The sequence below is a fragment of the Catenovulum agarivorans DS-2 genome (genome assembly GCF_000568405.1).
In the GTDB taxonomy this organism is placed as follows: Bacteria; Pseudomonadota; Gammaproteobacteria; order Enterobacterales; family Alteromonadaceae; genus Catenovulum; species Catenovulum agarivorans_A.
The window spans coordinates 24,143-36,983 of record NZ_ARZY01000010.1 but is presented as its reverse complement, the minus strand read 5'-3'; the positions used below and the strand labels follow the sequence as shown (position 1 = coordinate 36,983).

Here is a 12,841-nt window from a genome sequence, read left to right as displayed (position 1 = left end):
ATTATTGAGATGCTTGTTGCGCTTGTATGTAGTCAACTATGGCGTTTATTGACTGTAAGTGTTTACGCGTTTCTTTTGAACCTTCGACCTTTATGCCAAAATTTTGTTTTAACACAAGCGAAAGTTGCAATGCATCTAACGAATCTAAGCCAACATTTGATTTGCTACCAAACAAAGGTTCATCGTCGGAAATTTGCTGCCACTCTAATTCGTCTTCTTTGTCACACTCTTTAATGATTAATTGTTTTAGTTCTTGTTTTAGTGCGTCTAGTTCCACATTAATCTCCTAGATCTACGATTGAATAAATAGACTGCTATGCATAAGCATACCAAAGTAAATGCGACCAAATAAGTTATTTGTTGAGTCATTAATTGGCCGCCTTGCCCGGATAAGCTGCTTCGAACTAACTCTGCAGCCCAAAACATTGGTGAAAAATTAGCGATAGTTTGTAAAGCCGTGGGCATGATGTCGTGCGGCACCATAAAACCACTGATTGCCGCCAACAGGATATTGAGCCCACCACCAATGACAATTGCCTGTTCAAAACTGTTAATAACAACAGCAAGGACACAGGCAAACGCAACTGCACTACTACAAATGACCAATGACAATGGCAGTAAACTAACAAAGTCAGCGGCTGTGTACATAGGTTGTTGCATAACCACTGGGACAATAAATAAGCCTACGGCCAGCAACAGGCTGTACTGTGCCATGCTTATCGCAAAATATGAAACCTGTTTTAACAAAAAAAAGTAATTTAGGTTAGTTGGAAACATTCGTAATCTGGTTAAGGTCGAATTTTGTTTTTCCGACAATAGCGTGAGTGAGATGGGTAAAACGATAAAGTAGATACCAAATACCAGCCAAGCTGGCACGGTTTGATTCAATACCGAATGACCCGCTTGTTGTTGGTTTGTTTGGCGAATGAGTGGCAAAGTATCGGTACGTTGTTGAATAAGCTGTATTTGTTGATCTATATCCTGATTGGGGTCTAGGTCGCCAATGTCGGCCGAGTATAGGTGCAACTTGAGCTTGGCCAAGGACATTTGTAGGTGCTGAAGAACTAAGTTGTTTATTTGTGGGGATATTTTATCGACCGCGGCATATTCAATAATTGCCTTTGGCGAGTTCGCAAACAGATTTTTCTCAATATTATTGATAAAAGAAATCGTTACTTTGGCACTTTGTGCAGAATCAGCTTGCTGATAGCCAAATTGAAATAGGTACTTGGTAAATAATTGCTCTGATGGTGTTTGTGTCGCGGCAAAGTAGACCGGAATTTTTGCAACTACTTGGCTTTGTCTTTCGCTCATGGCAAACGACATTAGCAACATAAATACAAGTGGCATCAGAATGAGCACGGCTAGGCTGTGAGGGTCTTTACCAATTGAAATGAGTTCTTTGTGAATAGCTTGACGGATCATGATTGGACTAAGCTCATGTATAAATCGTGCAGTGTGGGTGATTCGTAATGGACTGCATCGACCGAAAGGTTGATTTGCTGCATTAATGATAAAACTTGTATGCTGGTTGGCAAATCACAATTTTTTAGTTGAGCAAGGTGTTGATTAATTTCAATATTGCAAAAGCAATTGGTTAGCTGGTTTATTTGCTCTGGTGTTGCAGGCTCGCTGTAATGCACCACTAAGGTTTTGCTCTGGTTTGCTGTTTCAATGCTCTGTAGCTTACCTTGGTTTAACACGTAAGTGCGCTCGCAAATATCCTCAACTTCGGTCAATAGATGTGAGGTGTAAATTATCGTGACGCCTTGGCTTTTTAATCGTTTGATTAGGTTGATGATTGTTTGCCTTGAACTTGGATCGACACCGACCGTTGGTTCATCCAAAAACAAATATTTTGGCTGTTTAAGCAAGGCAATCGCTAAATTCAGCCTGCGTTTATAACCACCAGACAAGGTAGAAGCTGGTTTATCTAAATATTCAGCGAGCTGACAGTGTTCAATTGATGATTGGATATTATGAGTTTGCTGTTGTTTTGATTGTTGGCAAAAACCGGCAAAAAAGCGTAAATTTTGTATTACGGTTAAATGCATATAAAACGCGTATTCTTGTGGCACCAAAGCTAAATGTTTTTTTAGATAGTCTGCTTGATTTAGCTGTGAATTTTGCGGATAACTAACGCTTCCTTGCTGAAGTGGTAGCAAGCCAGACAATAATGATAAAAAGGTTGATTTTCCAGCGCCATTGGGGCCAATCAAACCAGTACATTGACCTAGTTTACAAGTTAGGTCAATTGAGTCTAATACACAGGTTTTCGCTTTGGGATATTTAAACGACAATTGGTTAACAGTAATCCCAGATAAATCTAACGACATTATTTCCTTATTGTTCTTATTTTCGGTTTTTTAACTGATTCAGGTTAATTCAAGTAGAAATGTTTGACTATATTAGCATAAAGCTTACAATCTGCACCGAAAAAGACAGCTGGGCAATCGCTGCCTCATTTTTTGAGGGGGAGGAAAGTCCGGGCTCCAATGGGCAGAGTGCCAGATAACGTCTGGGCGGCGTGAGCCGACGACTAGTGCAACAGAGAGTATACCGCCGATGGCTGCTTGCAGTACAGGTAAGGGTGAAAGGGTGCGGTAAGAGCGCACCGCGCGGCTGGCAACAGTTCGTGGCACGGTAAACTCCACTCGGAGCAAGATCAAATAGGGTTCCATATGGCGCGGCCCGCGTTGGAACCGGGTAGATTGCTTGAGCCTTACAGCAATGTAAGGCCTAGACGAATGATTGCCGCTTTGTTTTCAAAGCACAGAACCCGGCTTACAAGCTGTCTTTTTCCTATTCAACTAGGCTAATTTAAATGTGCCCTGATTTTGTCAAAAACAGCTTGGTTTTCAATATAGCCTTGCTCACATGCCTGCTGCAACTCATGAGAAATATTGTTAATCCACTCGCCATAAGCACCTTTAACACCTAACCCTGAATACAACAAGGTATCAAACAAATCATCTCTGTTTAAACTATTCAGGTGGCGAAGGGCATTGGCAAAATCACCAGATACTATGTACCTAGCTAATATCGGAAAGTTGGGGGCATTAATACAATGCACTGAATGCGGGTTAAATTGATCCATTTTATCCTCTGTTTTTATTTTTCGGCAATGTGATGCCGAGCTTTCCATACTTCTTGAATTGGATTTTTTAACTTGAAGTTCGGCGACAGTCTACCAAACAAAAGCGAGTTTGCAACACTCCTAACAAATAGATAGCTCAAATTGTAAACAAATACCGGGCTAACAATAAAAAAGCCTGGACGAGAGCCAGGCTTTTATCACTAGGTCAGTTTTTAGCGCTAATTAATTAAATGAGCGGCGCTCACGGCGCTTAAAACCACCTTTATCACCACCGTCATTTCTGCGACGAGGTGTGTAATCTGCTGCAACTGCTTGCTCACTGGCAATCGTTGGAGCGATTTTTTGGTTGCGGATCATAACACGTTGTAACTTACCAAATACTGCCTTTGGCATGCCTTTTGGTAGATCAACATACGAGTATTGATCGTGTAATTTAATGTGGCCAATGTGGCTGCTGTCTAAGTTAATTTCATTGGCGACTGCACCAACAATATCACCAGGGCCGACACCGTGCTCACGGCCAACTTCAAATCTGAAGGTATCAAAATCTTGTTGGCTGCGGCGATCACCACGGTCACGACCGCGAGATTCACGACGACCACCTCTTTCGCCTCGATCCGCTCTGTCACCACGACCACGAGAGTCGCGACGACCATCACGACCACCGTCTCTGCCACCACGCATTTCACGGCCAACAGGATCTTTAGGTGGGAACAATGGTTGATTTAACTGTTGTTTATACAACAGGGCAGCAGCTAATTGTTCAGCTGTCCATTCGTTTTCATCAATAAAACGTTTAACAACATGGTTGAAGTTACCTAAATCAGTATTATCAATCACTTCAGATAAACTGGTTTGCATACGTTTCATACGTACTTCACCTAGTTGGCTTGCATCAGGCATGTTGAAATCTTCAATTTTGCCTTCAGTTGCACGTTCTAGGCGGAATAAAGTACGCATTTCGCGACCGTTCGCGAACAAAATCGCTTCACCACTACGACCTGCACGACCAGTACGACCTATACGGTGTACATAAGATTCTGAATCTGCTGGTAAGTCATAGTTAATAACGTGAGTAATGCGTGGAACATCAAGACCACGTGCCACAACGTCAGTTGCTATTAATATTGATACGCGACCGTTTTTCAGTTGGTCAACAATACGCTCACGATCACTTTGGTTCATGTCACCATTTAATGCAGCAGCAGGGAAACCTTTGCTGATTAAGTGCTCTGCTAAAGTTAAAGTATCGTTACGTGTGCGCACAAATACAATCATCGCATCGTATTCTAATGTTTCAGCTAAACGTTCTAAACCAGCTGTTTTACCAATTTTGCTGACACGCCATGCTCTTTGACTGATGTTTGCTTTTGCCTGTTTAACTGCTGCAATTTTAACGTGCACTGGTTCATTTAAGAACTGCTTGGTTACTTTGCGAATTGCTGGTGGCATAGTTGCGGAAAAGAACGCCATTTGCGTTTCATCAGGCACATGCTCAAGGATCCATTGGATATCTTCCAAGAAACCCATGTTTAACATTTCGTCTGCTTCGTCTAATACACAAGCACGCAAACCGTCTAGCTTTAAACGGCCTTTATCAATGTGGTCCATTAAACGGCCAGGTGTACCCACTACAATTTGTGGACCGGCTTTTAATTCACGAATTTGTGGCGTGTAAGACTGACCACCATAGACTGTTGATACACGTACACCACGCATATGTTTTGCAAACTCGGTAATTGCTTCAGCTACTTGGATAGCTAATTCACGAGTAGGGCATACGACTAACATTTGTGTTTCGCGTACGCTTGGATCAATTTTGCTTAACAAGGGTAAACCGAATGCTGCGGTTTTACCTGTACCCGTTTGCGCTTCACCTAAGATATCGTTGCCTTCTAATAAAGCAGGGATCGATTGTGCTTGGATAGGTGTTGGTTGAGAAAAGCCTAACTCTTCAATTGCTTGCAATACAGGTGCAGGCAAACCCAGTTCATTAAATAGAACTGTAGATTCATTTTTTTGCATATAACTACTCTAGTTTCATCAAATTGTCGATGAGGTATTTGGCGCAGGACACTGTACTAAACACAGCTGTTCAAAACTCTGTGGAGTGATGTGTAATCGTTAAGCGTATTCATATTTTGCTTAACACACAAATGCTCAATTTTAGGTGGAATATACCTTTCACACTGGCAGCGCGACTACCTCTACTAAACCAGCGCGACTTTTACATGGGCAGATTGAACCGCCGACAAGAACAAGCTCGAATGCTTGTTTGAAAAAAGCCATGGGCTGGGAGATGCGCACTATACAGACTAATAAAATTAATGCAAGTGATTGGTTAAAAAACAATCTGTTTTATCTATCACTAAGTTAAACTGTGTAGATTTAAAATTGAGTACATGACGATTTTGTACAAATTTTACTTGTGAACTGAAAGCGCTTACATTATATTGTTAAAAACATGTATACAAATACGACAATTTTACCTGAGTTCAAGCGAAGAGGTGATGAAAGTGATTAAGCCATCGGTTATCAGCCACAAAATCAAATTGGGGATTGCTCTTATGAGTAGTGTCGGATTATTAACTATGGCAGGCTGCCAAAACACTCAAACAGTACAAGTAGATAAACCAGTTGATCCACGACAAGGGGACATCTCTATTTGGCCAACATTAGATGTAGCGGTTAAAAAGGACCCAAAAGTTGAAGCTAAAGTAGCCGAAATTTTAGCTGGCATGACAATAGAGCAAAAAGTTGCGCAAACTATTCAACCTGAAATAGGCTCGATCACGGTTGAAGATATGCGAAAGTATGGCTTTGGCTCTTATTTAAATGGCGGTGGTTCTTTCCCTGGTGCGAATAAACATGCAACTCCTGCCGATTGGATCAAACTGGCAGAAGACTTATACCAAGCATCCATCGACGACTCAATTGACGGCTCAAGCATTCCAACTATGTGGGGCACAGATGCTGTGCATGGTCACAATAATGTGATTGGAGCTACTTTGTTTCCACACAACATTGGTTTAGGTGCGGCACACGATCCTGAGCTTATTCGTGAAATCGCTGAAGCAACCGCAAAAGAAGTCATGGCTACAGGTATAGATTGGGTATTTGCACCAACTGTTGCTGTAGTGCGTGATGATAGGTGGGGTCGTACGTATGAAGGTTATTCGGAAGATCCAAAAATTGTTCACGATTATGCACGCTCAATCGTTGAAGGTTTACAAGGGCCAGTCAACGCTGACTTTTTAAGTGAGCGTCGAGTTATTTCTACCGTTAAACACTTTTTAGGTGACGGTGGCACAGTGGATGGTGATGACCAAGGCAATAACATCGACAGTGAACAAGATTTATTTGATCTGCACGCACAAGGTTATGTGTCAGGTATTGCGGCTGGCGCGCAATCGGTTATGGCCTCATTCAATAGTTGGCATGGCGTTAAAATTCACGGCAACAAATATTTTTTAACTGATGTGTTAAAAGAAAAAATGGGCTTTGATGGATTTGTCGTGGGTGATTGGAGCGGACACGGGCAAATACAAGGCTGTAGCAAAGAAAACTGCCCAGACGCTATGAACGCTGGTTTAGACGTGTACATGGCTCCAAACGAATGGAAAGTCTTGTACGACAATGTAGTGGCTCAAGTAAAAGCAGGTGTAATTAGCCAACAGCGTTTAGATGATGCTGTAACTCGCATTTTACGCGTAAAAGTTCGTGCTGGTTTATTTGAAAAACCATCACCGGCAAATCGCCCACTTGCGGGCAAAGCTGAGCTAATTGGTGCACCAGAGCATAGAGAAGTTGCACGTAAAGCTGTACGCAAAAGCTTAGTGTTGTTGAAAAATCAGCAAAATATTTTGCCATTAAAACCAACAATCAATGTTTTAGTTGCTGGTGATGGTGCAGATAACATCGGCAAACAATCTGGCGGTTGGACAATTAGCTGGCAAGGTACAGGTAATTCGAATGACGATTTCCCAGGTGGCAGCTCAATTTGGGATGGCATTGAACAAACGGTTAAAGCCGCTGGTGGTAAAGCGAGTTTAAGTGTTGACGGTAGTTTCAGCAACAAGCCAGATGTCGCCATAGTGGTATTTGGTGAAGAGCCATATGCCGAAGGCAATGGTGACGTGAGCAACCTTGAATATCAACGCGGTAATAAAACAGATTTAGCGTTATTGCGTAAATTAAAAGCGCAAGGCATTCCCGTTGTGTCGGTGTTTATTAGTGGTCGACCTATGTGGGTAAACCCAGAATTAAATGCATCAGATGCATTTGTTGCGGCTTGGTTACCAGGCTCTGAAGGTGCTGGTGTGGCGGATGTTTTATTTACTGATGAAAGCGCTAACGTGCGTTACGACTTTACTGGTAAGTTGTCTTACTCATGGCCTGCATTTGCAGACCAAGGTCCAGTAAATGTGGGTGATGAAGATTATCAACCCTTGCTGCCGTTTGGTTTTGGTTTAACTTATGGTGATAAAAATGTCCTAGCTAGCGATTTGTCGGAAGTGGCAGGTAGCAACCCAGATAGTCAAGTAGCTGAATATGCAATTTTTGAGCGCAGTGCACAAGCGCCTTGGGCTTTAACTATAGGCACAGAAACAGAACGCAAAGCGGTTGATTCTAAAATTGTCAGTTTAGATAAAATTCAAATTAGAAGTATAGACAAGTATGTGCAAGAAGATGCACGCCAAGTCACTTGGACAGGCGGACAAGCAGATGTGTCTTTAGGCGCTCCATTCCCAGATGATTTGCGAGCTTACACTGAAGCAAATGGGGTTATGCAGCTGGATATTCGAGTTGATAGCCAGATACCAGCGCAAGTTTGGTTGGCGATGAACTGCGCTGGCGAGTGTGATGGCAAACTGAACATCGCACCAACTTTAGCTAACTATACCCAAGGCCAGTGGCAGACATTACGAATTGATTTGGCTTGTTTTGCAAAAGCAGGCACCGATTTTGGCAAGGTGTTTACGCCCTTTAGTTTAGCAACAGATCAACCATTACAGCTAAGTTTTGCTGCGGTTAAATTGTTGGCTAAACCAGAAGGTGAATCAAACATCTCATGCCAATAAAGAGCAGTACCTTTATGGCTGTTTAACTGTGTAGCAAGGAAGCATTTGTTACTGTGTTTGGTAACAACTCCCTTTGCGCCTATAGACGTGGGTTTCTATAGGCGCTTTTTTAAATTAGATAAAATACCGCAATCTTTTATTTTCCGGTTTGCCGAACATGAGTTTGCCATTTTATTTAAGCTCGCTTTCAGCGCGTTCAACTCTTCTATTTTTGCCGAAATCTGTTCTATGTGTTCATTAATTATGGCATTTACACTGTCGCAGCTTTGTTCTGGCGTTTCTCTGCTTTCTAACAAATACGAAATTTCTTGGATTGACATGTCGTGGGCTCGACATTGTTTAATGAAGATGAGTTGCTCTAGCGTCTCTTTCGAGTAAATACGGTAATTACCTTCAGTTCTTTTTGGCTGCGCAAGTAAACCTTTGCGCTCATAGAATCGAATGGTTTGAACACTACACCCTGTTATATCTGCTATCTCGCCAATCTTCATAATGATAAAAAATTTATTTGACCCTATACCAAGTATAGACTTTATAGTTAGGTTATTAAATAAATTACTAGGAATGATTTATGAGCGGATGTGGTTGTGAAGTTGAATTAAAAGATGCACAACAAAAAATTGTGCTTTATTGGTTGCTCGGCATTAATGCCATTATGTTCATCGCTGAGATAACTGTAGGTCTATATGCCAATTCGACAGCCTTGATAGCAGATTCTATGGATATGCTTGCTGATGCAATTGTCTATGGTATTGCTCTATATGCAGTAAGTAGAACATTAAAACATAAAGCCAATGCTGCTCTTATTAGTGGCTATTTTCAGCTAACGCTTGGTTTATTGATTATCTTTGACATAGCAAGAAGAATACTCGGAGAAGGTGAACCACACTCTTGGTTTATGATCGGCTTTGGTTTTATAGCATTAATAGCGAACGTCATTTGTTTAGTTTTAATAAGGAAGCATAACAATGGTGAAGTGCATATGCGTGCAAGCTGGATATTTTCAGCCAACGATGTAATTGCAAATATGGGGGTTATTGCTGCTGGTGTTCTGGTGATGCTACTTGATTCGCGTTGGCCTGATATTGTAATTGGTAGTGTCATTGCCACGTTAATTTTAAGAGGCGCTTATCTAATTATTACTGATGCAAAGAAGGAACTTAGCAATGTTGAATTGACAAGCGAAAGTAGTGGTTGTAGCGGAAGTAAATCAAAGTCATGTTCTTGATGGAGAGTGGTAATGAGTGTCCATTATTTAGAAAAAACACAAATATTAGATTTTGATGATCACCGTATCCAATCATTGATTACCAAGCGTAATTGGCAAACCTTGGACGATTACAACAAGATAGGTGAAGCTTATACCTTTGTTAAAGACGAGATTCAATTCGGTTATAACCGTAGTGACGATATAGCCGCAAGTGAAGTTTTGGCTGATGGCTATGGGCAGTGCAATACCAAGGGAAACTTGTTGATGGCTCTATTACGGGCACTTGGTATTCAATGCCGATTTCATGGTTTTACGATTGATCAACAACTTCAAAAAGGTGCTATTCCCGCTTATGTATTTTGGCTTGCACCTAAGTACATTATTCATAGTTGGGTAGAAGTCTTATTTAATGGTGAATGGCTCGATTTAGAAGGCTTTATTCTGGATGAAACCTACTTAAGTGCAATTCAATCCAAATTCAGTCAAACAAAAGAGAGTTTCTGTGGCTATGGTATTGCTACTACCTGCTTAGCAAAGCCAGAGACTGAATGGACAGGAACAAATACTTATATCCAAAAGGAAGGCATACACGATGACTTTGGCATTTATGACTCACCCGATGAATTCTATGCTGAGCAAGGAACCAATCTAACTGGGATTAAACGTTGGGCGTACCAAAACTTTATCCGTTATATAATTAATTGGAATGTTCAAAGGCTTAGAGGACAAAATGTAAGTGCCGAGGCTCAACATGCATAGTCATTCTCACGGTCATAATCACTCTCATAATGATGAAGGCGCTTCAAAACGGATTGGCTGGGCATTTTTTCTAAACTTAACATTTACCGTAGTCGAGTTTATCGGTGGTTGGTTAACCAATAGTACGGCGATTATGGCTGATGCAATCCATGATTTAGGGGATAGTATTTCCATAGGTATGTCATGGGTTTTAAATAAGCTGAGTAACAAACCTGCGTCTAACCGATTTTCATACGGCTACAAGAGGTTTTCACTACTTGGCGCCCTGATTAATGGTTTAGTGCTCACTGTTGGTTCCATATTTATACTAATAGAGGCCATACCAAGACTCGCCAACCCTGAAATGCCGCAAGTAGAGGGAATGCTTTTATTGGCAATTTTTGGCATGCTGGTAAATGGTTACGCTGCCTATAAGCTAAGTCACGGAAAAACACTCAATGAACGAGTGTTAAACTGGCACTTGCTTGAAGATGTATTAGGTTGGGTCGCTATATTTGTTGTTTCGATAATCCTGATGTTTGTTGACTGGCCTATACTTGATCCCATTTTGTCGATTTGTTTCACACTTTTTATATTGTTTAATGTACTCAGGACATTGAAATCGACTCTTATGCTGTTTTTGCAAGCTGCGCCAGATATTGAGCTTATTGAAAGCATAAAATCAAGAGTGCTATCAAAATCCATTGTCGGTGAAGTGCATCACCTGCATATTTGGTCATTAGATGGTGAAAACAATGTTTTAACCGCTCATATTGTTTTAAATACAGAAATATCAAATGAAGAACTGAAAGCGTACAAGCTAGAGTTACGGCATGAACTTAAAGAGTTTGATTTTGCTCATACTACAATTGAAATTGAGTTTCTAGATGAGCAATGTCGTGACGCCAGCCATTAGATAGTGGTAGTATTTGCATAACTAAGTGATAATTAAAACGAAATGAATATTAACCGACTTCCTGCACACATTATGATTTTACTGATATTACTTCAGTCATTTTCTGCTGTGGCTAAACTTGCGGATATTCATGTTTTTGATTCTGAACACATAAAAACCGAGCATATTCATGCTTTAGATGACCACCCAGCCTCTGCACAATCGACACAAACAGGTGAGAATGGCCAGCATAACCATGCTGATTGCCATCATTGCGGACACTGCAATGGTTCACATGTACAATTTGCCGCGCTAATCTACATTTGTAAAAACTTGCACTTTAAAATAAACCATTTCTTTGACTACTTGAAGATAGTTATTGAAGCCCCAATTTCTCAACTACTTCGCCCTCCCAAAATAAGTCCTTTTATTTAATTGGCGCGATAGGCAATCAGCCTTCGCTCGTTTTATAAAAATAAACAGGACAAAATATGAATTGGTCTTATTTTAAGGCTACCGTGAATGTTTTGAAAAAAACAATACGGTTGTCAGTATTGTCATTTATTGTGACAACTAATATCGCTTTTGCTAATGATTTATACCTTGAATCAGTTTCATTATCAGATGCGATACAACGAACGCTTGCAAATAACCCACAGTTAACAGCGTTTGAATATAAACAAAAGCGTTTAGGCGGCGAATTAGTCACCGCAGAGCTAAAACCTGAATATAACTTCGGTGTTGAATTGGAAAACTTTGCAGGTACTGGCGATGTATCTGGACTTAGCGACGCTGAATTAACCTTGTCGATATCTTCTGTTGTAGAGCTGGGCGATAAGGTAAATAGCAGAAAGTTTTATGTTAACGCGCAAAAGCAAGCTATTGCAGTTGAAGAAAGAATACAAACACTCGATATTTTGGGTGAGGTAACAACCCGATATATCGATGTTTTGACCTTACAGCAAGTCATGCGTGTTAATGAAAATGCAGAAAAGTTAGCACGAGAAACCTACCAAACTGTCTCCAAAAAAGTCCGCATTGGTTCAGCACCGTCATCAGAGCAAAAACGAGCTGAAGCAGCTCTGGCAACAGCTAGATTAAAGACACTAACCATTTCCAAGCAATTAGATGCCAGTGTTCGTAAGTTAGCTATTATGTGGGGAGAGCAATCACCGAAATTTTCTAGGGTATCAGGCGATTTATTTGCATTCCCTAAAACAATATCGCTTGAATACATTATGGCTCAACTTTCTCAAAGCCCTCATTTGTTGGCCTATGCAGAGCAGTCGAGAGTTCAACAGGCTCAATTGCAATTAATCAACACACAAAGCAAGGCCAATATAACTTGGAGCGCAGGTATAAAAAGGCTTGAAGGCAGCAACGACACAACCTTGGTCGCAGGGGTTAGCGTCCCTCTATTCACGAGTGATAGAAATAGGGGAAACTATCAATCCCAAAAAGCAAAATTGAGCGAAGTGGAACAGCAACAGAAAGCTGCAGAACGAGTGCTATATAGTCAATTAGCTATGTTCTATGCAGCGCAGGAAGAAGCTCGTCTTACGGTTGAAGCATTACAAACCAATATTATTCCACCGCAAGAAGAGGCGTTGGCGTTAGTGCAAAAAGCCTATTCAGACGGGCGCTTTAGTTATTTGGAGTTAGTTTCAGTGCAAAAAGAGCTTATTGATATGCAATACGCACTTATTTTCGCAGCAAGTGATGTACACAAGCAAAGTGTGGCCATTGAGGCACTATCAGGCATTCCTTTAATTTCTTCCAGTAATACAGCAAGCCAACTTTCAAGCTTTAGCGAGAATTAA

General features: G+C 41.0%; 12 protein-coding genes and 1 other RNA gene. 7 read left to right on the top strand and 6 right to left on the bottom strand.

The annotated features are described in order from the left end of the window. Nucleotide 1: 1 nt before the first annotated feature. Genes DS2_RS07195 through DS2_RS07185 form a run of 3 tightly spaced genes read right to left on the bottom strand, consistent with a single transcriptional unit; the run spans nucleotide 2 to nucleotide 2,336 of the window. On the bottom strand, nucleotides 2-277 hold the full coding sequence (locus DS2_RS07195; RefSeq protein ID WP_035014018.1) for a phosphopantetheine-binding protein: 276 nt from the start codon (nucleotides 275-277) through the stop codon (nucleotides 2-4). After that, the gene (locus DS2_RS07190; protein WP_035014016.1) at nucleotides 268-1,425 is read right to left on the bottom strand and encodes an ABC transporter permease; all 1,158 of its coding nucleotides are present in this window, start codon (nucleotides 1,423-1,425) and stop codon (nucleotides 268-270) included. Before DS2_RS07190 ends, DS2_RS07195 begins: the two co-directional genes overlap by 10 nt. Beyond that, on the bottom strand, nucleotides 1,422-2,336 hold the full coding sequence (locus DS2_RS07185) for an ABC transporter ATP-binding protein (protein WP_051479704.1): 915 nt from the start codon (nucleotides 2,334-2,336) through the stop codon (nucleotides 1,422-1,424). Before DS2_RS07185 ends, DS2_RS07190 begins: the two co-directional genes overlap by 4 nt. Nucleotides 2,337-2,437: 101 nt before the next feature. Between DS2_RS07185 and rnpB the strand changes: the two genes are divergently transcribed. Then, nucleotides 2,438-2,803, top strand: an RNA gene (gene rnpB / locus DS2_RS19775) — RNase P RNA component class A. Nucleotides 2,804-2,815: 12 nt separating this feature from the next. On the opposite strand, the gene DS2_RS07180 is transcribed toward rnpB, so the two are convergent. Together DS2_RS07180 and DS2_RS07175 are read right to left on the bottom strand one after the other, a co-directional pair. Beyond that, complete coding sequence (locus tag DS2_RS07180) at nucleotides 2,816-3,097, bottom strand: hypothetical protein (RefSeq protein ID WP_035014015.1); 282 nt, start codon at nucleotides 3,095-3,097, stop codon at nucleotides 2,816-2,818. A gap of 222 nt (nucleotides 3,098-3,319) precedes the next feature. Then, complete coding sequence (locus tag DS2_RS07175; protein WP_035014014.1) at nucleotides 3,320-5,122, bottom strand: DEAD/DEAH box helicase; 1,803 nt, start codon at nucleotides 5,120-5,122, stop codon at nucleotides 3,320-3,322. Nucleotides 5,123-5,664: 542 nt separating this feature from the next. Between DS2_RS07175 and DS2_RS07170 the strand changes: the two genes are divergently transcribed. Then, nucleotides 5,665-8,178, top strand: coding sequence for a glycoside hydrolase family 3 N-terminal domain-containing protein (locus DS2_RS07170; RefSeq protein WP_035014092.1), 2,514 nt, complete (start codon nucleotides 5,665-5,667; stop codon nucleotides 8,176-8,178). A 95-nt stretch (nucleotides 8,179-8,273) separates the two neighbouring features. Here the strand turns inward: DS2_RS07170 and cadR are convergent, their stop codons facing one another. Continuing rightward, nucleotides 8,274-8,669, bottom strand: a complete 396-nt coding sequence (cadR, locus tag DS2_RS07165; protein WP_035014013.1) for a Cd(II)/Pb(II)-responsive transcriptional regulator — start codon at nucleotides 8,667-8,669, stop codon at nucleotides 8,274-8,276. Between the two features lie 80 nt (nucleotides 8,670-8,749). Here cadR and DS2_RS07160 point away from each other — a divergent pair, with 80 nt between their 5' ends. The 5 genes from DS2_RS07160 to DS2_RS07140 all read left to right on the top strand — a co-directional run bounded on the left by DS2_RS07160 (nucleotide 8,750) and on the right by DS2_RS07140 (nucleotide 12,841). After that, nucleotides 8,750-9,406: a cation transporter gene (locus DS2_RS07160; RefSeq protein ID WP_035014012.1), complete on the top strand. Its 657-nt coding sequence runs from the start codon at nucleotides 8,750-8,752 to the stop codon at nucleotides 9,404-9,406. 12 nt (nucleotides 9,407-9,418) lie between these two features. Beyond that, complete coding sequence (locus tag DS2_RS07155; protein ID WP_035014011.1) at nucleotides 9,419-10,147, top strand: transglutaminase-like domain-containing protein; 729 nt, start codon at nucleotides 9,419-9,421, stop codon at nucleotides 10,145-10,147. Beyond that, the gene (locus DS2_RS07150) at nucleotides 10,140-11,042 is read left to right on the top strand and encodes a cation diffusion facilitator family transporter (RefSeq protein WP_035014010.1); all 903 of its coding nucleotides are present in this window, start codon (nucleotides 10,140-10,142) and stop codon (nucleotides 11,040-11,042) included. The genes DS2_RS07155 and DS2_RS07150 overlap by 8 nt, the downstream gene beginning before the upstream one ends. Before the next feature lie 72 nt (nucleotides 11,043-11,114). Then, nucleotides 11,115-11,456, top strand: coding sequence for a hypothetical protein (locus tag DS2_RS07145; RefSeq protein WP_235188556.1), 342 nt, complete (start codon nucleotides 11,115-11,117; stop codon nucleotides 11,454-11,456). 83 nt (nucleotides 11,457-11,539) lie between these two features. Continuing rightward, entirely contained in the window at nucleotides 11,540-12,841 is a 1,302-nt protein-coding gene (locus DS2_RS07140; protein WP_235188560.1) for a TolC family protein, read from the top strand.

Bases quoted from the DNA above. Each gene is read 5' to 3' on its own strand.
- DS2_RS07190 (WP_035014016.1), bottom strand. From the start codon at position 1,425: ATGATCCGTCAAGCTATTCACAAAGAACTCATTTCAATTGGTAAAGAC.
- DS2_RS07185 (WP_051479704.1), bottom strand. From the start codon at position 2,336: ATGTCGTTAGATTTATCTGGGATTACTGTTAACCAATTGTCGTTTAAA.
- DS2_RS07180 (WP_035014015.1), bottom strand. From the start codon at position 3,097: ATGGATCAATTTAACCCGCATTCAGTGCATTGTATTAATGCCCCCAAC.
- DS2_RS07175 (WP_035014014.1), bottom strand. From the start codon at position 5,122: ATGCAAAAAAATGAATCTACAGTTCTATTTAATGAACTGGGTTTGCCT.
- DS2_RS07170 (WP_035014092.1), top strand. From the start codon at position 5,665: ATGAGTAGTGTCGGATTATTAACTATGGCAGGCTGCCAAAACACTCAA.
- cadR (WP_035014013.1), bottom strand. From the start codon at position 8,669: ATGAAGATTGGCGAGATAGCAGATATAACAGGGTGTAGTGTTCAAACC.
- DS2_RS07160 (WP_035014012.1), top strand. From the start codon at position 8,750: ATGAGCGGATGTGGTTGTGAAGTTGAATTAAAAGATGCACAACAAAAA.
- DS2_RS07155 (WP_035014011.1), top strand. From the start codon at position 9,419: ATGAGTGTCCATTATTTAGAAAAAACACAAATATTAGATTTTGATGAT.
- DS2_RS07150 (WP_035014010.1), top strand. From the start codon at position 10,140: ATGCATAGTCATTCTCACGGTCATAATCACTCTCATAATGATGAAGGC.
- DS2_RS07145 (WP_235188556.1), top strand. From the start codon at position 11,115: ATGATTTTACTGATATTACTTCAGTCATTTTCTGCTGTGGCTAAACTT.